Here is a 21,338-nt window from a genome sequence, read left to right as displayed (position 1 = left end):
TGCCAACATTGATAGGTGGTTCAATGTGTCCGGGACGGTTCGTCACGATCGAGGATCAAGGGAGTCGCCATGCCGCTGCGTGACCGCCGACAGATATTGAAGACCATAGCGGGATTGAGCGCGGCGGGCGCCGTGCCCGCCTCGATCGGCCGGGCGCTGGCCTTGCCCGCCAACCGCCGGACCGGGTCGATCGCCGATGTCGAGAATGTGGTGATCCTGATGCAGGAGAACCGCTCGTTCGATCATTATTTCGGCACGTTGAACGGCGTGCGCGGCTATGGCGATCCACGCCCGGTGAGATTGCCCTCGGGCGACAGCGTCTTCCGCCAGCCCAGGCCTGACGGCGCGGGCCATGTCCTGCCGTTCCTGATGGACAGCCGGACGACGAGCGGCCCGTTGATCAAGAGCCTGGACCATAGCTGGAAGGGCGATTGGGCGGAATGGGCGCGCTACGATTGCTGGATCAAGCACAAGACTCCGCTGACGATGGGCTATTTCCGGCGCGCGGACATCCCCTTCTACCACGCGCTCGCCGATGCCTTCACCGTGGGCGACGGCTATTATGCCTCGATCCACGGACCGACCAATCCCAACCGCATGTACCTGTTCACCGGGACCAGCGGATTGACGGTCGGGGACGCGGGCCGGCAGGCGGTCGACAATGCCGATGACGGCAACTGGACCGGCGATGCCGCACGCGACAGACCGGGCTTCAAGGCGGCCGGCTGGACGACCTATGCGGAGCGGCTGCAACAGGCCGGCATCAGCTGGCGCGTCTATCAGGAATTCGACAATTTCGGTGACAATTCGCTCGCTTATTTCAAGGCCTTTCGCGGCCTGAAGACCGACGACGATCTCTATGTGCGGGGCAGGGCGATCGTCCCGGGATCGACCGCGGCGAACGCGAAGGAGAGCGAAGCGCAGCATCTGGTATCGGCCTTCGCGGCCGATGTCGCGGCGAACCGGCTGCCCCAGGTCTCCTGGATCGTCGCCTCAGCCAAATATTCCGAACATCCCGAAGCGCCGCCCGCCTGCGGGGAATCGCTGACCGACCGCCTGCTCGCCGCGCTCACCGCCAATCCCGAAGTGTGGGCCAAGACCGCATTCATCATCAACTATGACGAGAATGACGGATTCTTCGATCATATGCCGGCGCCGCTGCCGGCGACCGACCGCAGCATGGGGCTGAGCACGGTCGACACGGCCGGGGAGAGCTACAAGGGGCAGGCCGTGGGGCTTGGCGTGCGCGTTCCGCTGCTGATCGTCTCGCCCTGGACGCGTGGCGGCTGGGTCAATTCGCAGATCTTCGATCACAGCTCGGTGATCCGTTTCCTCGAGCGGCGCTTCGGGGTGATGGAGCCCAATATCTCGCCATGGCGGCGCGCGATCACCGGCGACCTGACCTCGATGTTCGACTTCGCCGATCCCGATGCCTCGGCGATGCGCGGCTTCCCCGGCACCGCCGATTATATCGCGCGCGTGACCTTCTCTTCCAAACTTCCCGCACCGGTCGTTCCCGCGACTCAGGCCTTGCCCAAACAGGAGACCGGCCAGCGCCCGGCGCGCGCCTTGCCCTATGCGTTGGACGTGCATGCGGTCGCTGACGGCAAGCCCGGCCTGACGCTCGCCTTCGTCAACAGGGGCGCGGCGGCCGCGGTCTTCAACGTCTATGCCGCGGGCGGCGCGGCCGGTCCCTGGTTCTACACCGTCGGCGCGGGCGAAACGATCGCCGATCAGCTGCCGGGCCTGCCATCCCCGGCGACAGCGTTCGCGGTGCATGGCCCGAACGGCTTCCTGCGGGAGTTTTCCGGCGAGGGCGCCGGCGCCGAGGCGATGGTCGAGCCGAGCGCCGATGGCGGCACGCTGCTCGTCAAGCTGGCCAATCATGGCCCAGCGGCCTGCCGGCTCACGCTTCGCCCTCTGGCCTATGGCACGGCGCCGGTCCGGCCGGTCGATCTCGCCGCCGGCGCGTCGCGCGTCATCCGCTATCCGATCGCGCGCAACGATCATTGGTACGACCTGCTCGTCGAAACGCCGGGATCGACCTGGCGGCGGCGCTTCGCGGGCCATGTCGAGACCGGCAAGCCGAGCAAATCGGATCCCGCCATCGGCGCGCAGGTGCCGGCGTGACCGCGCGGGGTGTCGCCGGCCTTCTCGGCATGGCCGCAGGGCTTCTCTTCTCCGGCACGGCCCTGGCCGCGGACCTCGATCTCTGGCCGGCGGCGGCCCGCGCGCAGATCGAAGGCGTTGTCGCCAAGGCGCCGCCGGGCTCGTACGCGACCTTCGATGCCGACAACACCTTGTGGAAGAATGATGTCGAGGAAGGCCTGCTGCCGTTTCTCGAAAACAAGGGCGTGCTGTCGGTCGCGACGCTCGATCCCTCGCTAAAGCCGATCCCGCTACTGCCGGGCGAGAGCCTGTACGGCTATTATGAGCGGATGTGCGATATCGACGAGAAGCTCTGCTATCCCTGGATCGCGCAGGTCTTTGCCGGCCGGCCGCTCGCTGCCCTGAAGCGCGATGTCGACGCGATGATGGTGTCGAAGGCGCCGATCCTGGTGCGCCATGCCAGGGACGGCAAGCAGGTCGACGGCACGGTGTTCGCGCCCGCGATCTTCCCGGCGCAGCGCCAGTTGATGGCCTATCTGCGCGCGCACGGCATCAAGGTCTATGTCGTCAGCGCTTCGCTGGAGGAACTGGTCCGGGCGATCGTGTCCGATCCGGCCTATGGCTTCGATGTCGCGCCGGAAAATGTGATCGGCGTCACCCAGTTGCTGCGCAATCCCGACGATAACAGCGTGACCACCGCGCGCCAGCAGATCGCCAACGGCCATTATCTCGACGCGCAGTATCCGGCGGCGTTGAATGCCCGAATGATCCTCACCTCGACACTCTGGTCGCCGCTGACCTGGCACGAAGGCAAGGTCGCCGGCATCCAGGCCTATATCGATCCGGTCCGCCGCCCCCTCCTCGCGGCCGGGGACAGCCGGAGCGACTGGCCGATGCTCTATTATGCCGGCGGCGTGCGGATCTGGGTCGACCGCAAGGGCAGCGCGACGCCCGAGCTGGCGCAGAAGCGGGTTGCGCGCGCCGCGATGGAGCGCGATGCCGGCCTCACCCCGCCGATCGCCGCCGATACGGGCTGGGTGACGGTAACACAAAGCGAGCTTGGCCAATGACGCCCGACGAAACCCGCCTGATGGCCGATCTCGATGCCGCCGGCATCGCGTGCACCGTCCACGAACACGAGGCCGTCTTCACCGTGGACGAAAGCGCCGGCCTGCATGATCGCATCGCCGGGGCCCACACCAAGAATCTGTTCCTGAAGAACGGCAAGGACCGTTTCTGGCTCGTCACCATGCCGCATGACCGGCGCGCCGACCTGAAGTTCATCGGCCAGCAGACTGGCGCGGGCAAGCTCTCCTTCGCCCGGCCCGAGCATCTGTTGCGGCTGCTCGGCGTCGAGCCCGGTTCGGTCACGCCGCTGGCGGCGATCAACGATACAGGTGGCGACGTATCGGTCGTGCTTGATGCGGCGTTCGATCCCGCGGGCACGATCAACGTGCACCCGCTGCGCAACACCGCGACCCTGTCGATGGCGTTCGCTGACCTGGTCGCGATGCTCGATCGCTGGAATCATCCGCCGCAGGTGGTGGTGCTGCAGCCGTAACGCCGGTCAGCGCTGCGCCGTTTTCCACTCAGGCGCGGTATAGAAGGGCGCGTTGGAGGCCGGGGCGAGCGGCCGCCCGAGGATGTGATCCGCGCCCTTTTCGCCGATCATGATCGTCGGCGCGTTGAGATTGCCGGTCGTCACCGACGGCATCACCGACGAATCCACCACGCGCAATCCCTCGACGCCGCGCACGCGCAATTCGGCATCGACCACCGCCATGGGATCGTCGTCGCTGCCGATCTTGCAGGTGCAGGACGGGTGATAGGCGCTTTCCACATGATCGCGGACAAAGGCATCGATCGCTTCGTCGCTGGTCACGTCCTCGCCCGGCTGGATCTCGCGCCCCGAATAGGGCGCGAGCGCGTCCTGCGCGAAAATCTCGCGCGTCAGCCGGACACAGGCGCGCATCTCCGCCCAGTCGTCGGGATGGCTCATATAGTTGAAGCGGATGACCGGCTTGTCGCCCGCCTCCGACGACGCCAGCGTGACATTGCCGCGGCTCTTTGATCGCATCGGCCCGACATGCGCCTGGAAGCCATGGCCTTTCGCCAGCGAGCGCCCGTCATAGGTCACCGCGAGCGGCAGGAAATGGAACTGGATGTCGGGATAGGGGATGCCCGCCCGGCTGCGGATGAAGCCGCAGCTCTCGAAATGGTTGGTGGCGCCGAGCCCATCCTTGCGCAGCAGCCAGCGCGCCCCGATCGCCAGCTTGGCCAGCGAGTTCATCGACGAATAGAGCGTGATCGGCTGCAGGCATTCCTTCTGGAAATAGAATTCCAGATGGTCCTGCAAATTCTCCCCCACGCCGGGCAGGTCATGGAGCACGGCGATGCCGTGCGCTTTCAGCTCCGCCGCCGGGCCGATGCCCGAGAGCTTGAGCAATTGCGGCGAATTGATCGGGCCGCCCGAAAGAATGACCTCGCGCCGCGCCTGTGCCTGATGCTCGGCGCCATGCTGGCGATAGGCGATGCCCACCGCGCGGCGGCCCTCGAACAGGATGCGCGTGGCGAGCGCATGAGTCTCTACCGTCAGATTGGGACGGCCCATCGCCGGCTTCAGATAGGCGTTGGCGGCGCTTGCGCGGCGGCCGCGATGGACGGTCATGTCCATTCGGCCGAAGCCTTCCTGCTGCTCGCCGTTGATGTCGTCGGTCAGTGGATAGCCGGCCTGTTCGGCGGCATTGAGGAAGGCCTGATAGAGCGGGTTGGTCATCGGCCCGTAGCGGGTGTGCAACTGGCCTTCGTCACCGCGATAGAGGTTACCGCCTTCCTCGCGCGTCTCGGCGCGCCGGAAATAGGGGAGGACATGGCGATAGCCCCAGCCGGCTGCGCCTTCTTCCTCCCAGCGTTCGAAGTCCATCGGGTTGCCGCGGACATAGACCAGCCCGTTGATCGACGAGGAGCCGCCAAGCACCTTGCCGCGTGGCGTATGCATGCGCCGCCCGCCGAGATGCGGCTCGGGCTCGGACTCATATTGCCAGTTATACTTGGCCTTGTTCATCGGGATCGACAGCGCGCTCGGCATCTGGATGAATACCGACCGGTCCGATCCGCCAAATTCGAGCACGAGCACGCGGTTGGCCCCATCGGCGCTCAGCCGGTCGGCCAGGACGCAACCGGCCGATCCGGCGCCGACGATGATGTAATCGTATTCCACCTGGATTCCCGAATGGCGTCAGTAAGGGCAGTCGATATCGGCCATGGCGACATAGACGCTCTTCAGCTGCGTATAATGTTCGATCGCGGCCAGGCCATTCTCGCGGCCCAGCCCCGACGCCTTCATGCCACCGAACGGCATTTCGACCGGGGTTATGTTGTATTGATTGATCCAGCACGTCCCGGCCTGGAGACGCGCGATGACGCGGTGCGCCCGGGTCAGGTCCGCCGTGAACACCGCCGCGGCCAGCCCGAATTCGGTGGCGTTGGCGCGGGCGATCACTTCCTCCTCGTCGTCGAAGGCGAGGATGGTCATGACCGGGCCGAACACCTCGTCGCGCACGATCGCCGGGCGATCGTCGGCCGCCTCGAAGATGGTCGGTTCGACATAATAGCCGCTAGCCATCGCGCCCTCGACTCGCCGTTCGCCGCCATGGACCAGGCGCACGCCGGCGTGCCGCGCGCGCGCGATATGGGCGAGCACCGATTCCATCTGCGCCTCGCTGACCAGCGGGCCGATCTGCGTATCGGGGTCGAGCGGATCGCCGATCCGCAGTGCGCTGGTGCGCGCGACCAGCCGGTCGAGAAAGGTTTTCAGGATCGACCGCTGCACGAAAACGCGGGTGCCGTTCGAGCAGACCTGGCCGCTCGAATAGAAATTGGCGAGCATCGCACCCGACACCGCATTGTCGATGCCGGCATCGTCGAACACGATCATCGGCGATTTTCCGCCCAGCTCCAGCGTCACGGCCTTCAGGCTGCGCGCCGCGTCCGCCATCACCAGCTTGCCCGTCTCGACCGAGCCGGTCAGCGAGATCTTGGCGATGTCGCGGTGGCCGGTCAGCGCGCGGCCCGTTTCGCCGAAGCCCTGCACCACCTGGAAGACCCCGTCGGGCAACCCGGCTTCGCGGAACACGTCCTCCAGTTCGATCRCGGTCAGCGGCGTCTGCTCGGCCGGCTTGAAGATCATCGCGTTCCCGCAGGCGAGCGCCGGTGCCGCCTTCCAGCAGGCGATCTGCAACGGATAGTTCCACGCGCCGATGCCCGCGACGACGCCGAGCGGCTCGCGCCGCGTATATCCGAAGGCGCCGGCGCCCAGATCGAGATGCTGGCCCGCGATGGTCGCCGCGACGCCGGCATAATATTCCAGGCAATCCGCCCCGGACAGGACGTCCACGGCCAGCGTTTCCTGGATCGGCTTTCCGGTATTGAGCGTCTCGATCCGTGCGAGCCGGTCGTTGCGGGCGCGCAGGATATCGGCGGCGCGGCGCAGGATCCGGCCGCGCTCGACCGGCGGCATCGCCGCCCAGCCGATCTGTGCTGCCTTTGCCCGGGCAACCGCCGCGTCCACCGCCGCCAATGGCGTGACGGCGATCCTGGCGAGGATCTCGCCGGTAGCCGGATTGATCGGCGTGATCACCGTGCGCGACACTGGCCTCGCGGCGGCAAGAGGCGGCAGGTCGCTGAGATAATTGTCCACGAACGAGGTGAGCATGGAGCGCGCCGTCTCGCTGTCGGTCTCGACCCAGCCGGAAAGGGCGCCTCGCAACCAGACGCCATCGATCATCGCGGCGATCATCGCGGCGAGCTTGGTGGCGTCCGCCGGCGGCACGAGCTGGCGCAACGCGTAGCGCAGGTTCGACAGCATGCGCTTCTGATAGACGCGCTGGATGCGGCCCAGATGCGGCGCGTGAAGCACCTGGCCCCAAAAGGCGAGCCACACCGTGCTGGTGCGCGGATCGAACTCCTCCGGCGCCAGGTTGGCGTCGATCACTGCCTGCAACCGGGCGCGGGGGCCCTCGGCACTGGCCAGCCGGACGAGCAGATTTTCGCCCAGGCGACCGGCCAGGAAACGGAATGCCGCCTCGAGCAGGCCGTTCTTGTCACCGAAATAATGGGCTACCAGACCAGGCGACACCCCGGCACGCCCGCCGATCTCCGCCAGCGTGGTGCCGACGAACCCCATCTCGGCCAGGCTGTCGATCGTCATCTCGATCAATTGGCGCGCGCGCCGATCGTCGCTCGATACCGCCGTTGAAGCAGCCGAAACCAACACTTTCCGCGTCTCCTGAATCACCGTTCAATCGATAATATGCACGCCAATATCAGGCGTTGCAAAGATAATGCGCTCGAACAGACATAGCGCTTGCACATCCGTTGAACATTTAGTCAACTATGCCAGCTTGGGCTTTCGGGGAAAACGCCAATGGCAAGGGGCTGGTTTAGCAGGTCGGTAGTCCTTGCCGTGTTTCTTCTACTCGGCTTTCCCGCCGCAGTCGAGGCGGCGGGCGATCCGCCACTGTGCCGGCAGGTCAGACTGGCGGATGTCGGCTGGGCCGACGTGACCGCCACTACCGCTCTTGCGTCCCAGCTTCTCGGTGGCCTGGGTTATGAGGGACGGATTACCGTGCTGTCGGTGCCGGTCACCTTCAACGGCATGCGCAACCGCGACATCGACATCTTCCTCGGCAACTGGATGCCGACTCAGTCGGCCGATCAGAAGCCCTTTCTCGACGATCATTCGATCGATGTGGTTCGCGCGAACCTGGTCGATGCCCGCTACACCCTGGCGGTCCCGTCCTATCTCTACGATGCCGGGCTCAAGAACTTCGACTCGATCCAGCGCTTTGCCGGCCCGCTCGGCGCGAAAATCTACGGGATCGAGCCGGGCAATGACGGCAATCGGCTGGTGCTCGGCATGATCAGCAAGAACCAGTTCGGGCTCGGCCAGTTCAAGCTGATCGAAAGCAGCGAGCAGGGCATGCTTGCCGAGGTGGAGCGCGCGGTGCGCAATCATCGCTCCATCGTCTTTCTCGGCTGGCAGCCGCACCCGATGAACAGCCGCTTCAAGATGCGCTACCTGTCGGGTGGTGATGCCGTGTTCGGGCCGAATTTCGGCGGCGCCAAGGTCTATACCAATGTGCGCTCGGGCTATCTCGAACAATGCCCCAATGTCGGGCGCCTGCTCAGGAACCTGGTCTTCGAGGTCGGCGACGAGAATGCCTTGATGGAGGCAGGTGTCGAGAAGGGCAGTCCGACGATCGCCGCGCGCGACTGGCTGCGGGATCACCCCGACAAGGTGCGAACCTGGCTGAAGGGCGTGACGACGTTCGACGGCAAGCCGGGCGACGCGGCTGTGATGGCGGCGCTCGCCCCGGCGGCGCGGGGCAGCTTCATCACCGAGCACAAGATCCCGGTCGGGGTCTGGATGAACGATCTGGTAGAGGGCATTAAAACCCATGCCGCGATCTTCGCGCTGATCACGACGGTCGTCGGGTCGTCGGTCAATGCGCTGACCGCGGTGCTGATGTTCATCCCGCCGTTGCTCTTCGTGGCGCTGATGGCGGGGCTTGCCTATTATCTGCGGCGCTCCGTCGCGCTTGCGATCTTCGTGCCGCTCGCGCTGCTGTTCATCATCAACCAGGGCTATTGGGCAGCGACGATGGAGACGCTGTCGCTGGTGATGTTCGCCGCCGCGGTCTCGACCGTGATCGGGGTGCCGATCGGCATCTGGGCGGGGCATCGGCCGCGGGCGTTCGACATGCTCCGGCCCGTGCTGGACCTGATGCAGACGCTGCYGACCTTCGTCTATCTGATCCCGACGCTGGTACTGTTCGGGCTCGGCGTCGTGCCCGGGCTGATCTCGACGATCATCTTCGCCTTGCCCGCGCCGATCCGCCTGACTCAGCTCGGCATCATGTCAGTGCCGACGCCCTTGCTGGAAGCGGGCAAGTCCTTCGGCGCGACCAATTGGCAGCTGCTCACCAAGGTGGAATTGCCCGCGGCCCGGCAATCGATCGTCGCCGGCATCACCCAGTGCATCATGCTCAGCCTGTCGATGGTGGTGATCGCCGCGCTGGTCGGGGCCGGCGGGCTGGGCGTGCCGGTGGTGCGGGCGCTCAACACGGTCCAGGTCGGCATGGGCTTCGAGGCCGGCTTCGCCATCGTGCTGCTTGCCATCATCCTCGATCGCATCACGCGCAACGACGCGAAGGGAACGCCATGACCGTCGCGCTCGAATTCCGCAATGTCGATATCCTGTTCTGCAAGGGGCAGGGCAAGCGGCATGACGACAGCCTGGCGACGGCGCTGAAGCTGCTCGACCAGGGTGCCGACCGCGCCGAGATCGCGCGGCAGACCAATGTCGTGCTCGGTGTCACCAACGCCAGCCTGGTGGTCGAACAGGGCAAGATATCCGTGCTGATGGGGCTGTCCGGCTCGGGCAAATCGACTCTGTTGCGGGCGGCCAACGGGCTCAACAAGGTGACGCGCGGGCATGTGCTGGTGCGCGATGGTCTTGGATCGAAGGATATCGCCGATTGCGACGAGGCGACGCTGCGCCATATCCGCCGCAACCGGGTGGCGATGGTGTTCCAGCAATTCGCGTTGCTGCCTTGGCGCACCGTGCGCGAGAATGTCGCCTTCGGCCTCGAGCTGCGGGGCACGCCCAAGGCGGAGATCGCCGAGATCGTGGACGAACGCCTCGCCCTGGTCGGTCTCGACAAATGGGCCGATCGTTATGCCGGCGAGCTTTCCGGCGGCATGCAGCAGCGCGTCGGCCTGGCTCGTGCCTTTGCGACGGACGCCGATATCCTGTTGATGGACGAGCCTTTTTCCGCGCTCGACCCCCTGATCCGCGCCAAGTTGCAAGACGAGCTGCTGAGCCTGCAGGAGCAGGTCCAGAAGACCATATTGTTCGTCAGCCACGATCTCGACGAGGCATTGAAGCTAGGCGACCAGGTGACGATCCTCGAAGGCGGGCATATCATCCAGAGCGGCTCGGGAGAGGATATCGTGCTGCGTCCGGCGACCGACTATGTCGCCGAGTTCGTGCGCCACATGAACCCGCTCAACGTCATGAACGGCGCATCGGTGATGCGCCCGGCGGCTGGACTGGTCGCGCGGGACGGCGAAATCCATCTCGACGAGCATGGCCTGTACCGGCTGGTGGAAGGTGAGGGACTGGGTAGCCTGACCATCGCCGGCGAGGCGCATGCCATTACCACGATCGATGATCCCGATGCGCACCACGCCTTTCCCGACGCCGTCGTCGCATGCCCGGCCGGCATCTCGGTGCGCACGCTGATCCGCATCTGCGCCGAATCCGCCCATCCGGTGCTGCTGGTCGAAGGCGGCCGGCTCGTCGGTGTCTGCTCGGGCACCGACATCCTGCGCGCGCTGCGGCAGAGCCCCGCCGGGGCCTGACGGACGCGCCCGCCTCACCCTTCTCCTTCCCCGGCGAAGGCCGAAACCTGGTGCCCTGAACCTTAAGTTCGTTCCATGACAAACCTGCCGTCATGCTGAACTTGCTTCAGCTGGATCGTTATTCGCTGCGAACCCGCGGGAATCGGGCCGAGGCTTCGAGCTCTTCGAGGTCCATATGTCCCCGCACATATTCCTGCGAAGCATCACGGCGGGGCTGATAATCCCAGGACGTCCTTTTGCCCTCGGCCATCGCGGCGGCGACCAGGCGGCGGCGCTGCTGGCTCGCCAGCACCTCAGCCTCGATCCGGCCAAGATCCCAGCGCGCCGTGACCTCGCGCCGGAAGTCGGCCACCAGTGCCGCATGGTCGGGCGACGGCGCGAGGTTGACCAGTTCGTCCGGGTCGGCGGCAAGATCGAATAGCTGGTCGGGATCGACCGGCGAGTGGATGAACTTGAACGGTCCGCGGCGGATCATCACGATCGGCGCGATTGCGCCCTCGCCGAGATATTCGCCCAGCACCAGGTCATGGCCGGGCTGGCCGGCCAGATGCGGCATCAGGCTGGTGCCGTCGTGCGGGGTGCCGGCGTCGTCTTCGCCACCCGCGAGATCGATCAGCGTCGGCAACAGGTCGACCAGCGACACGCTCTCCGCCACGCGCCCTGGGGCGAATCTGTCCGGCGCATTGACGATCATCGGAATGCGCGCGCCTCCCTCGAAGAAGTTCATCTTGTACCAGAGGCCACGCTCGCCGAGCATTTCGCCATGATCGCCGATCAGCAGCACGATCGTGTCGTCGGCCATGCCCGTCTCGGCGAGCGTTTCGAGGGCAGCGCCGATCTGCTCGTCGACGAAGCTGATCGCGCCATAATAGGCATGCCGCGCGGCGCGGACCTGCTCATCGGTGACCTCGTCCAGGTCGAGCCCGCAGACGTGCCGCAGCCGAAGCGAATGCGGGTCCTGCCGCTCGATCGGGATGCTGACGCGGGGAAGGCCGATCCCGGCATGGTCGTACAGATCCCAGTAACGCTGCGGGATCGCGAAGGGATCATGCGGGTGGGTGAGCGACATCACCATGAAGAAGGGCCGGTCGTCGCTGTCGCGCGCGATCTCGAACAGCCTGCGGCGCGTGACGAAGCTCACTTCCTCGTCATAGTCGAGCTGGTTGGTCCGGATGCACGGGCCTGCGCTCAGCACCGAATCCATCGAATGATACCAGCTTGGCCGCTCGTCGAACCGGGTCCAGTCGGGCGTCCAGSCGAAATCGGCCGGRTAGATGTCGGTGGTCAGCCGCTCCTCGAACCCGTGCAGCTGGTCCGGGCCGACAAAGTGCATCTTGCCGGCAAGGATCGTGCGATACCCGCGACGCCGCAGGTGATGCGCGACGGTCGGGCGATCGGCCGGGAATTCGCAGGCATTGTCATAGCCGCCGATGCGCGACGGCAGCAGGCCCGCAAGCAACGAAAAGCGCGACGGCGCGCAGAGCGGGCTGTTGCAATAGGCTGAATCGAACACCACGCCGGTCTTGGCCAGCCGGTCGATGTTCGGGCTTTTGACGATCATGTTGCCATAGGCGGGCAGGGCGCCCGGCGCCATCTGGTCCACCATCAGGATCAGGATATTGGGTTTGGCGCCAGCCATGCACTGATCCCGATGCGAGCGAAAAGCCGATGCTTGGCGCTTGCCCTTGATGCTGTGAAGTCGGCTTTCGTTATACCCCGCATAAGAAGCGCTTTTACTTCGCTGCGCCGCACAACAGGGTCTTTCCAGCAGCGGCGGACGCGATGATACTCCGTCTATGGGGTGTCCCCGGTGGTGCCAGGCAAATGGCCGCTCCCGGGCGCCCGGGGGACATCGATGCACGACCGTCAGGACGTCACGCTCGCCAAGAATCTCAATGCCTTCCATCTCTGGGGCATCGCCGTCGGGCTTGTCATCTCGGGCGAATATTTCGGCTGGAGCTATGGCTGGGCGACGGCTGGGACGCTCGGTTTCCTGGTCACGACGATCGTCGTCGCGACGATGTATGTCGCCTTCATCTTCAGCTTTACCGAACTGACCACCGCGATTCCGCATGCGGGCGGGCCGTTCGCCTATAGTCACCGCGCTTTCGGGCCGGTCGGCGGTGCCATCGCGGGCTTCGCCACGCTGATCGAATTCCTGTTCGCGCCGCCGGCGATCGCGCTGGCGATCGGCGCCTATCTCAACGTGCAGTTTCCCGGGCTCGACCCGAAGCATGCCGCGCTCGGCGCCTATGTGGTCTTTGTCCTGCTCAATATCGTCGGGGTACGCATCGCCGCCACCTTCGAGCTGTTCGTGACGCTCCTGGCGGTCGGCGAGCTGCTGGTGTTCATGGGGGTCGTGGCGCCGGCATTCAGCTGGACCAGCTTCGCCGCCGATGGCTGGGGCGGTGCCGCCCATTTCACGATCAGCTCGATCGGCGGCATCTTCGCCGCGATCCCGTTCGCGATCTGGTTCTTCCTGGCGATCGAGGGGGTCGCGATGGCCGCCGAGGAAGCACGCGAGCCGCGGCGCACCATCCCGATCGCCTATATCGCGGGCATCTTGACGCTTACGGCCCTGGCGTTCGGGGTGATGATCTTCGCAGGCGGGTCGGGCAACTGGAAGGCGCTGTCGAACCTCAACGATCCGCTGCCCCAGGCGATGAAAACGGTGGTCGGCTCGTCGAGCGGCTGGCTGCACATGCTGGTCTGGCTCGGCCTGTTCGGCCTGATCGCCTCGTTCCACGGGATCATCATGGGCTATGCCCGGCAGATCTTCGCGCTGTCGCGCGCGGGCTATCTGCCCTTGATCTTCGCGCGGCTGCACCCGCGCTTCCGTACGCCGCATATCGCGACGGTCGCCGGCGGCGTGGTCGGCGTCGCGGCGATCTACAGCGACAGCCTGATCGGCATCGCCGGCCAGTCGCTGACCGCGAGCATCGTCACCATGTCGGTGTTCGGCGCGCTGGTGATGTACATGATGAGCATGGCCAGCCTGTTCCGCCTGCGGAAGACCGAGCCGGCGCTCGATCGACCCTATCGCGCGCCGCTCTATCCCCTCGCGCCCGGGTTCGCGCTGGCGATGTCGGTCGTCGCGCTGGCGGCGATGATTTATTACAACGGGGCGATATTCCTCGTGTTCCTCGCATTGATGCTCGTGGCGGTCGCCACGGCACTTCTCGTCAAGAGGCCGGCGCCCTCGGCATCCGCGATGTCCGGATGAGGTGCGCCGTCGACCAGAGCTGCGCGGTGAAGCGGCAGGCTTCGATCAAAAGCGGAGTGGGGTAATCCGACGATAAAGGGGCATGGAAATGGCGATGAAAATGACCGATCTGCGCGGCCCATGGCTGGCGAGCGCATCGATTGCCGGGCTGCTGGCGATGGTTCCGAACGGCGCGGTGGCGCAGACCGCGCCAGCCAGCCCGGCTTCCGAAAATCCCGCCGACATCGTCGTCACCGCCCAGCGCCGCGAACAGAAACTGCAGGACGTCGGTATCGCGATCACCGCACTGTCGGGCGATACGCTGCAGAAGTTCAACATCAACAATGCGACTGACCTGACCCGTGCGGTCCCTACGCTCAAGATGAACGCCTATTCGTCGGCGCAGGTGGTGTTCAACATCCGCGGCGTGTCGCAGAACGACTATGGCGACCAGCAGGAACCGCCGGTCGCGGTCTACCAGGACGACAGCTATTCGAGCTCGATCAACCTGGCGAGCTTCCCGACCTTCGACCTTGCCCGGGTCGAGGTGCTGCGGGGGCCGCAGGGCACGTTGTTCGGACGCAACGCCACGGGTGGCGCGGTGCAGTTCATCTCGAACCAGCCGACGAGCAGCTTTAGCGGCTATGCCACGGTCACCGTCGGCAGCTACGGCCAGATCGTCACCGAGGGCGCGGTCTCCGGGCCGATCACCGATACGCTGCAGATCCGTCTCGCCGGCATCCGCGATCGCGACAAAGGCTATATCGAGAACATCAATCCCGGCATGCCGGCGCGTGGCGCCAACAATCACTGGGCGCTGCGCGGCATCGTCACATGGCAGCCGACAGAGAGCATTTCGACACGCCTGACACTTCGGTACATGCGCGCGCCGCGCGAGCGCCAGGCGGGCCTGTATTCGCTGGTCGCAAGCTGCCCCAATGCGCAGTTCCAGGGCGAGGTACTCGGCGCGAACGAGAGCTGCGGCTATTGGGGATCGGGCCCGGGAGAGACGGGCGCCGGCTATCGCAACGATGCGATCAACCCGACGCGTGGCGGCGATCCGTACAAGACCGCGGCAACCGATCCGAGCTATGTCGATCGCAAGGTGTTCGGCGCGACGCTGCGGGTCGAAGCGAGTCTCGCCGATGGCCTCGATCTCATCTCGATCACCGATTACCAGCACGGCACCAAATTCTATGTCGAGGACGGGGATTCGTCGCCAGCCGACGGCGTGTTCTTCTACCAGGGGTCGAAGCTCGACCAGGGCTCGCAGGAAGTGCGGCTGCAGGCGCACCTCGGCGCCAATGAACTCACCGTTGGTGGCTACGGACTGATCGTCAACGGCCATTATACCGGCAAATATGCCGATCTGTTCTACGGCTATGACCCCCTGGTCGCCTTTTCTCAGCGGACGGAATCCTTCGCCTTCTTCGCGCAGGACGAATGGGCGGTCACCAACAAGGTCAAGCTGATCGGGGGGCTGCGCTACTGGCATGATTCGCGCCGCGGCAGCTATTTCGGGTCGGAGCCGAGCACTGGCGTCTCGATCACCTTCAACCCGCGCGAGGTATCCTACGGGTCGTTCGGCGTCACTCAGCCCGCGACCGGGGTCGTCACGACGCCGGCCAATGCGACGCCGACGTTCAACGGCCTCACCGCGCGCGCGGAGATCGACTACAAGCCGGTCGATCGATTGCTGCTCTATGCGAGCTACAACCGGGGGTCGAAGAGCGGGGGCTTCACCTTTTCGACCGGCACGCCCTTTCCGGGCGCCGAAGTCGCGACGCTCAACGGCATTCCCTATCGCCCCGAAAAGCTCGATGCCTATGAGCTTGGGGCGAAGGCGACGCTCGCGCCCGGCACGACGCTGAACATCGCCGCCTTCCACTATGAATATCACGACTATCAGGCCTTTGCCCAATATGGCGCGGTGCAGACGGTGGTGAACCTCCCCGCGAAATCGGAAGGCATCGAGGTTGAATTCGCGACGCGACCGCTTCGCGGCCTCACGCTTCAGGCAAGCGGTTCGGTGCTGCACAGCGAGGTCCGCAACGTCGCGCTGCCGGATCTCGCGACGATCGAAACGCATGACCTGCCCCAGGCACCGGGCTTTTCCGGCAATGCGCTCGCGCGGTACGAATTCGCCTTTATCGGGGGCATGGCGTCGGTGCAGGGCGATTTCCAGCATAGCGGCAGCTTCTGCTTCACCGTGCTCTGCGCACCCGTCGAGCGGGAAGGGGCCTATGACGTCGCCAATGCGCGGATCGGCTATGTGTCGCCGGGCGGTCTCTGGGAGGCGGCGTTCTTCGTGAACAACATCTTCGAGGAGCGCTACCGCGTCTATGGCTATGACAACACGCTGTTCGACGGCACCGTCGCGGGCGTCTACGCCAAGCCGCGGACCTGGGGTCTCACGGGCACGGTGCATTTCGGCGCGCGTTGACCGCAGGTATGTGGCGCTATCGCTTCATCCGTTCCTGCTGGTGGAACGGTGGCTCCCTGAGTTGGATTCGAACCAACGGCCGCTCGATTAACAGTCGAGAGCTCTACCGCTGAGCTATCAGGGAATACCGTGCGGAGGCGGGCTGTATAGCCTGCGATTCAGACGATGCAACCCCATCAGGCGATGAATTGTTCCATCGTGATGCGGTCGTCCAGAGCATGTTCCGGATCGAACAAAAGCGTGAGCTCGCGGGCGCGGTCGATCGCGATATCCACCTTCGCGACTTCGCGAATCTCGCGCTGATCGGCGACCGCGCTGACCGGGCGCTTGGCCGGTTCGAGCACGCGCAGCGAGATGCGCGCCTTGTCCGGGAGGATCGCGCCGCGCCAGCGCCGGGGACGGAACGGACTGATCGGGGTCAGCGCCAGCATGGCCGAGCCGAGCGGCAGGATCGGGCCGTGAGCGGAGAGGTTATAGGCGGTCGACCCCGCGGGCGTCGCGACCAGGATGCCGTCGCAGGCGAGTTCGTCGATCACCACCCGCTCGTTCACCGTCACCTCGAGCTTGGCGGTCTGGCGGGTCTCGCGCAGCAGCGAGACCTCGTTGATCGCGGGTAGCTTGAAGACCTCGCCATTGGCCGTCTCCGCCGTCATGCTGAGCGGGATGACCTTGAATTCCTTGGTGCGCGACAGGCGCTCGTCCAGCCCGTGGCGGCGCCATTCGTTCATCAGGAAGCCGACCGTGCCGAGGTTCATGCCGAACACCGGCACCACGGGCTTGCGCCGCTCGAGCATGGCGTGGAGCGTCTGCAGCATGAAGCCGTCGCCGCCGAGCGCGACGATCATCTCAGCATCCTCGACCGGCACCCAGTCATAGGCATCGGCAAGCTCCGCCGCCGCTGCCTGGGCGGGGGGCGTCGGGGAGGCGACGAGCGCCCGGCGAATGCTCATTGGGGCAGTCTCATCCGCCGGTGACGCTCATATGGCGCGACACCGCCGGCGCCGCGGCGGCGATGTCGAAATCATGGCGGGCGGGCTTGGTCGCCATGGCCCGGTCGAGCGCGGCGTCGAGCCCGGCCAGGCCACCATCGCGCAGCGCCCGCTTCAGATCGACCTGATCGTCATGACCGAGACAGGTGTAGAGCACGCCTTCGGTGGTCAGGCGCACCCGGTTGCAGGTGTCGCAGAAATTGGCGGTGAGCGGCGAGATCAAGCCGAGGCGCGTGTCGGTGCCCGAGACCTGCCAATAGCGTGCCGGGCCGCCGCTGCGATATGTGTCGCGGACGAGCGGGAAGCGCGCGGCGAGATCGTCGAACACCGCGGTCAGCGGCAGGAAGCGGTCGGTGCGGTCCTCGTCGATCGCGCCGAGCGGCATCGTCTCGATCAGCGACAGGTCGAACCCCTGCGCCACGCACCACTCGAGCATCGGGGCGATCTCGGCCTCGTTCAGGCCCTTGAGCGCGACCATGTTGATCTTGACCGACAGGCCGGCGTCGCGCGCGGCGAAGATGCCGCCGATCACGCGCGCCACGTCGCCATGGCGGGTGATGTAGCGGAATGTCTCGGGATCGCGGCTGTCGAGGCTGACATTGATGCGACGGATGCCGGCGGCGGCCATGTCGGCGGCATGATCGGCGAGATGGTTGCCGTTGGTCGTCATGGTCAGCTCGTCGAGCCCCACGCCGACATGACGTCCCAGGCGCCGCACCAGATCGCCGACATCGCGACGGACGAGCGGCTCGCCGCCGGTGAGCCGGATCTTCGTGATGCCGCGCGCGATGAAGCGCTCGGCGATCAGCGCGATCTCCTCCAGGCTGAGCAGCGCCGCGCGCGGCAGGAAGGTCATCTGCTCGGCCATGCAATAGCGGCAGCGCAGGTCGCAGCGATCCGTCACCGAGATCCGCAAATAGCTGATCGTGCGGCCATGGCGGTCGATCAGGGCGGGGGCGCTGGCCATGTGCAGGAGCTAAGCCTTTGCGGAGGCGCTAACAACCCCGTTCGGGATTTTTGGCACGGTCTCCGCTCCGGTCCGGGAGCGTGCAAGCCTTGTTCTTCACCGCCAAAGCCTGGATGAAGGATCGGTCCCGCGACAGGCGCGGGACGAACGCAACGGGAGGCCCTGATCGACGCCGAGACCAGCCATGGCACCGCGCCCCTCTTCATGCTGTCGTTCCGGCAGGATGACGAACTCGGTGGGCTTGCGGCGGGCGCCGGCTGGCGGGTCGTGTCGGCGCGCGAGGCGGCCGGTGCCGGGCAACGGCTCGCGACAAGCGGGGCGGCGGTCGCGGTGATCGACGCCCGCGATGCACCGCGCGAAGCACGGGCGGCGGCGTCGACGCTGGGCAGCGCGATCGCCGCCAGTGGCGGAGCGCTGCTCGCGCTCGTCCCGCAGGACGACCTCACGGCGATCGGCGATTTCTACGATGCGGGGGCGACGCATTTCCTGACCGCCCCGTTCAGCGATGACGACTTCCTCCAGGCGCTGCGCTACGCCGCGCGCCACGTCGAACGCCTGGCCGGGAACCGGCGCGCGACTGCGCCGGCCGAACCGCTGGGAGACGCCGACGCACTGACCGGCATCCGCGACACCGCGGGCGCGCGGGACTGGCTCGAACGGCGGCTGGCGCATGCCGATGCGCGGCCACTGACCGCGATGCTGGTCGCGCTCAACCGGTTCGAGATGGTCAATGCCGCCTATGGCCGGACCGCGGGCGACGCGCTGCTCCGCGCTGCGTTCAGGCGGGTCGAGGAGGTCGCGGCGGGTGCCTTGATCGCCCGGCTCGACGGACCGGAATTTCTCGTCGCGATCGAGGATGACGGCGCCCGTATCGACCTTGCCGCGCAAAGGATCGCGAGCGAACTGGCGCGACCATTCCTGACCGGCGACACCATCGCGGTGCTTGGCTGCCGGATCGGCATTGCCGGGCGCGAGCCGGACGACACCGCCGTGAGCCTGATCCGCCGGGCGAGCGAGGCGCTGGCCAACGCGCGCGCCTCGGACAGCGCCACGGTGCGAATCGCGGAGGCGGGCGGCGCCGAGGAATCGATCGACGCGCTCGCGGTCGAGCTGCGCCATGCGATGGGCCGGGGCGAGATCGACATCCTGTTCCAGCCCCAGGTATCGGTCGCGACCGGGGCGATCGTCGGCGTGGAAGCGCTGGCGCGCTGGGACCACAAGACATTGGGGACGATCGGCGCGAAGATATTGTTCGCGGCGGCGGCGCGCGCCGATCTCGAAGTCGGCCTGTCCGACCATATCCAGCGGATCACGCTGGAGCGGGCCGCAGCATGGCCCGCGCCGCTGGATAGCCTGCGCCTGTCGCTCAATTTGACGGCGGGCGATATCGCGCGGCCGGGCTTTGCCGATCTGTTCCTCGATCGCGTCCACGCCAGCGGCTTTCCGGCAGTGCGCCTGACGGTGGAGATCGTCGAGAGCGGACTGATCGAGGATCTGGGCGCCGCCGCGACGGCGCTCGCGGCCTTGCGCGGCGCGGGCGTGCGCGTCGCGATCGACGATTTCGGGACCGGCTATTCAAGCCTCATTTACCTCAAGTCGCTGCCGCTCGATTATCTCAAGATCGACAAGCAGCTGGCGCAGGACATCACCGGCGCCCCGCGCGACCGGGTGGTGGTGCGCGGCGTGATCGACATGGCGCGGGCGCTGGGCCTGGTCGTCATCGTCGAAGGGGTGGAGACGCAGGAGCAGCTCGATCTGCTCGCCAGGGAAGGGTGCCAGATCTATCAGGGCTTCCTGCGCTCCGAAGCGATCTCGACCGAGGCGCTGGTGGCGCTGATGGAGAATCCGGCATGAGGATGATCGCCGCCTTTGCTGCCGCCGCGCTGGTGGTGCCCGCTACGGCCGCGCCGCGGCAGGATGCGCATGCGGCGATCATGGCGGCGATGGCCGACAGCGCGGCGGGATGGACGGCCGGCGATCTCGGCCGCTTCATGGCCGTCTATGCGGACGACGCGACCTTCGTGGTCGGTGACGGCATGATCCGGGGCAAGGCCGCGATCGCCGCGCGCTATGCTCCCCGCTTCTCGGGTGACCGCGCGGCGAAGCGCGGTGCGCTGACTTTCGCGGAGATCGATTTCCGCCTGATCGATGCTTCCCACGCCTTGCTCGTCGCCCGCTATCGATTGAAGATCGATGGCGCGGCTGACCAGACCGGCCCGACCTCGCTGCTGTTCGAGAAGAAGCGCGGGGCCGGCTGGAAGATCGTCGCCGATCACAGCAGCTAAAGGGAAGGCGCCGAGGCTGGTTTGCCGACGGAACGGGTCGGACAAGACGATGGTGCCCCGGATGAGCATCCTTATCATCCCGGCTATTACGCTGCTTTCTTCCTCGATCCGGACGGCAACAATATCGAAGCGGTATTTCACGGCGAGGCGGCGCGTAGCGCATCCTCGGTGACGATCCGTTTCTGACGCGCGGCGGCATTCGGCGAGCGATCGGTTGGTGGGAATTCGCTGTTCCGGCCGATTAGCAGGGAATTTAACAGGGAATTGAATTTTTCGCGCGCGTTTCGGGCCAATTTACTATCAATAAATCTTTGAAATAATTGTCTTTAATTGGGCATTCCCTGTTATCACGGAACAGGGAATTTCCGCTCGGTAACAGGGAAATCACGCCGTCACTGAGAAAGAGCGGGACGAGCCGGCAACGACTCGTCCAATCCCTGTTGCGCCAGTCACCCGGAATGTTGAATCGATCGCGCCCAGGTGACGCGTCATGCCGCCACCGCGACGGGGGCGATCGCATCGAAGCGAGCGCGCAACGTCTCCGGAAACGGGCAGGAACGCCGTATCCGTCGATCCATATGGATGCCCGTGATGGCGCAGGTCGCACAGACTTCTCCGGTCTCCGCATTGTACATGGTGTGGGCGAACCGGATGATCTTTTCGCGAAGCTCGATCACCTCGCTGCGGATCTCGACGATGTCGCCGGCAAGCAGTTCGCGCTTGAACGTCGTGGCCTGTTCCAGCGCCGCCATGCCGCAATGGCTCTCGCGCAGATAGGAGGGCGTGATGCCGAGCTGGCCGAGCAGGTTCCAGCTCGCCTCGTCGAACTTGCCTGCGTACCACATGTTGTTCATGTGCCCGACATGGTCGCAATGCCACGGGTAGACGGCACCGCGATAGGTCAACATTCTTTCCATAA

General features: G+C 65.8%; 16 protein-coding genes and 1 tRNA gene. 10 read left to right on the top strand and 7 right to left on the bottom strand.

The window, feature by feature from the left end:
* Positions 1 to 69 precede the first annotated feature (69 nt).
* Genes AC1DX5_RS04315 through AC1DX5_RS04305 form a run of 3 tightly spaced genes read left to right on the top strand, consistent with a single transcriptional unit; the run spans position 70 to position 3,670 of the window.
* Positions 70 to 2,130, top strand: coding sequence for a phosphocholine-specific phospholipase C (locus AC1DX5_RS04315; protein WP_478014320.1), 2,061 nt, complete (start codon positions 70 to 72; stop codon positions 2,128 to 2,130).
* Complete coding sequence (locus tag AC1DX5_RS04310; RefSeq protein WP_478014319.1) at positions 2,127 to 3,179, top strand: HAD family hydrolase; 1,053 nt, start codon at positions 2,127 to 2,129, stop codon at positions 3,177 to 3,179. Before AC1DX5_RS04315 ends, AC1DX5_RS04310 begins: the two co-directional genes overlap by 4 nt.
* Positions 3,176 to 3,670 (top strand): prolyl-tRNA synthetase associated domain-containing protein, encoded by a 495-nt coding sequence (locus tag AC1DX5_RS04305; protein WP_465176780.1) that lies wholly within the window; start codon positions 3,176 to 3,178, stop codon positions 3,668 to 3,670. Before AC1DX5_RS04310 ends, AC1DX5_RS04305 begins: the two co-directional genes overlap by 4 nt.
* A gap of 6 nt (positions 3,671 to 3,676) precedes the next feature.
* On the opposite strand, the gene betA is transcribed toward AC1DX5_RS04305, so the two are convergent.
* Complete coding sequence (gene betA, locus AC1DX5_RS04300; RefSeq protein WP_478014318.1) at positions 3,677 to 5,329, bottom strand: choline dehydrogenase; 1,653 nt, start codon at positions 5,327 to 5,329, stop codon at positions 3,677 to 3,679.
* A gap of 18 nt (positions 5,330 to 5,347) precedes the next feature.
* The gene (betB, locus tag AC1DX5_RS04295) at positions 5,348 to 7,384 is read right to left on the bottom strand and encodes a betaine-aldehyde dehydrogenase (RefSeq protein ID WP_478014317.1); all 2,037 of its coding nucleotides are present in this window, start codon (positions 7,382 to 7,384) and stop codon (positions 5,348 to 5,350) included.
* Between the two features lie 189 nt (positions 7,385 to 7,573).
* Here betB and choW point away from each other — a divergent pair, with 189 nt between their 5' ends.
* Together choW and choV are read left to right on the top strand one after the other, a co-directional pair.
* Positions 7,574 to 9,334, top strand: a complete 1,761-nt coding sequence (choW, locus tag AC1DX5_RS04290; protein ID WP_478014316.1) for a choline ABC transporter permease subunit — start codon at positions 7,574 to 7,576, stop codon at positions 9,332 to 9,334.
* On the top strand, positions 9,331 to 10,533 hold the full coding sequence (gene choV / locus AC1DX5_RS04285) for a choline ABC transporter ATP-binding protein (protein ID WP_478014315.1): 1,203 nt from the start codon (positions 9,331 to 9,333) through the stop codon (positions 10,531 to 10,533). Before choW ends, choV begins: the two co-directional genes overlap by 4 nt.
* A gap of 118 nt (positions 10,534 to 10,651) precedes the next feature.
* On the opposite strand, the gene betC is transcribed toward choV, so the two are convergent.
* Entirely contained in the window at positions 10,652 to 12,172 is a 1,521-nt protein-coding gene (gene betC / locus AC1DX5_RS04280) for a choline-sulfatase (protein ID WP_478014314.1), read from the bottom strand.
* Between the two features lie 216 nt (positions 12,173 to 12,388).
* Here betC and eat point away from each other — a divergent pair, with 216 nt between their 5' ends.
* Together eat and AC1DX5_RS04270 are read left to right on the top strand one after the other, a co-directional pair.
* Positions 12,389 to 13,756 (top strand): ethanolamine permease, encoded by a 1,368-nt coding sequence (gene eat, locus AC1DX5_RS04275; RefSeq protein ID WP_478014313.1) that lies wholly within the window; start codon positions 12,389 to 12,391, stop codon positions 13,754 to 13,756.
* Between the two features lie 94 nt (positions 13,757 to 13,850).
* Positions 13,851 to 16,178 carry a TonB-dependent receptor gene (locus tag AC1DX5_RS04270; protein ID WP_478014312.1) on the top strand — a complete coding sequence of 776 codons (2,328 nt, stop codon included), beginning with the start codon at positions 13,851 to 13,853 and terminating at the stop codon, positions 16,176 to 16,178.
* Between the two features lie 49 nt (positions 16,179 to 16,227).
* On the opposite strand, the gene AC1DX5_RS04265 is transcribed toward AC1DX5_RS04270, so the two are convergent.
* The 3 genes from AC1DX5_RS04265 to moaA form a co-directional block, all read right to left on the bottom strand.
* A tRNA-Asn gene (locus tag AC1DX5_RS04265) sits at positions 16,228 to 16,302 on the bottom strand.
* 52 nt (positions 16,303 to 16,354) lie between these two features.
* Positions 16,355 to 17,128 carry an NAD kinase gene (locus AC1DX5_RS04260; protein ID WP_465173444.1) on the bottom strand — a complete coding sequence of 258 codons (774 nt, stop codon included), beginning with the start codon at positions 17,126 to 17,128 and terminating at the stop codon, positions 16,355 to 16,357.
* Between the two features lie 10 nt (positions 17,129 to 17,138).
* Positions 17,139 to 18,134: a GTP 3',8-cyclase MoaA gene (gene moaA / locus AC1DX5_RS04255; RefSeq protein ID WP_478014311.1), complete on the bottom strand. Its 996-nt coding sequence runs from the start codon at positions 18,132 to 18,134 to the stop codon at positions 17,139 to 17,141.
* Positions 18,135 to 18,338: 204 nt separating this feature from the next.
* On the opposite strand from moaA, the gene AC1DX5_RS04250 reads away from it, so the two are divergent.
* From AC1DX5_RS04250 to AC1DX5_RS04240, 3 genes are read left to right on the top strand one after another with little or no spacing between them, the layout of a single operon-like run.
* Positions 18,339 to 19,988, top strand: a complete 1,650-nt coding sequence (locus AC1DX5_RS04250; RefSeq protein ID WP_478014310.1) for an EAL domain-containing protein — start codon at positions 18,339 to 18,341, stop codon at positions 19,986 to 19,988.
* Entirely contained in the window at positions 19,985 to 20,419 is a 435-nt protein-coding gene (locus AC1DX5_RS04245; protein ID WP_465176770.1) for a YybH family protein, read from the top strand. The genes AC1DX5_RS04250 and AC1DX5_RS04245 overlap by 4 nt, the downstream gene beginning before the upstream one ends.
* Before the next feature lie 21 nt (positions 20,420 to 20,440).
* Entirely contained in the window at positions 20,441 to 20,605 is a 165-nt protein-coding gene (locus AC1DX5_RS04240; protein WP_465176769.1) for a hypothetical protein, read from the top strand.
* Positions 20,606 to 20,907: 302 nt separating this feature from the next.
* On the opposite strand, the gene AC1DX5_RS04235 is transcribed toward AC1DX5_RS04240, so the two are convergent.
* Complete coding sequence (locus AC1DX5_RS04235; protein ID WP_465173439.1) at positions 20,908 to 21,336, bottom strand: acyl-CoA thioesterase; 429 nt, start codon at positions 21,334 to 21,336, stop codon at positions 20,908 to 20,910.
* Between the last annotated feature and the right edge of the window lie 2 nt (positions 21,337 to 21,338).

The sequence above is a fragment of the Sphingomonas sp. P2_B6 genome, assembly GCF_056404755.1.
This window is presented reverse-complemented; position numbering and strand designations above follow the sequence as displayed.

Bases quoted from the DNA above. Each gene is read 5' to 3' on its own strand.
- AC1DX5_RS04305 (WP_465176780.1), top strand. From the start codon at position 3,176: ATGACGCCCGACGAAACCCGCCTGATGGCCGATCTCGATGCCGCCGGC.
- choV (WP_478014315.1), top strand. From the start codon at position 9,331: ATGACCGTCGCGCTCGAATTCCGCAATGTCGATATCCTGTTCTGCAAG.
- AC1DX5_RS04245 (WP_465176770.1), top strand. From the start codon at position 19,985: ATGAGGATGATCGCCGCCTTTGCTGCCGCCGCGCTGGTGGTGCCCGCT.
- AC1DX5_RS04250 (WP_478014310.1), top strand. From the start codon at position 18,339: ATGCTGTCGTTCCGGCAGGATGACGAACTCGGTGGGCTTGCGGCGGGC.
- moaA (WP_478014311.1), bottom strand. From the start codon at position 18,134: ATGGCCAGCGCCCCCGCCCTGATCGACCGCCATGGCCGCACGATCAGC.
- AC1DX5_RS04235 (WP_465173439.1), bottom strand. From the start codon at position 21,336: ATGGAAAGAATGTTGACCTATCGCGGTGCCGTCTACCCGTGGCATTGC.
- AC1DX5_RS04315 (WP_478014320.1), top strand. From the start codon at position 70: ATGCCGCTGCGTGACCGCCGACAGATATTGAAGACCATAGCGGGATTG.
- AC1DX5_RS04270 (WP_478014312.1), top strand. From the start codon at position 13,851: ATGAAAATGACCGATCTGCGCGGCCCATGGCTGGCGAGCGCATCGATT.
- eat (WP_478014313.1), top strand. From the start codon at position 12,389: ATGCACGACCGTCAGGACGTCACGCTCGCCAAGAATCTCAATGCCTTC.
- AC1DX5_RS04260 (WP_465173444.1), bottom strand. From the start codon at position 17,128: ATGAGCATTCGCCGGGCGCTCGTCGCCTCCCCGACGCCCCCCGCCCAG.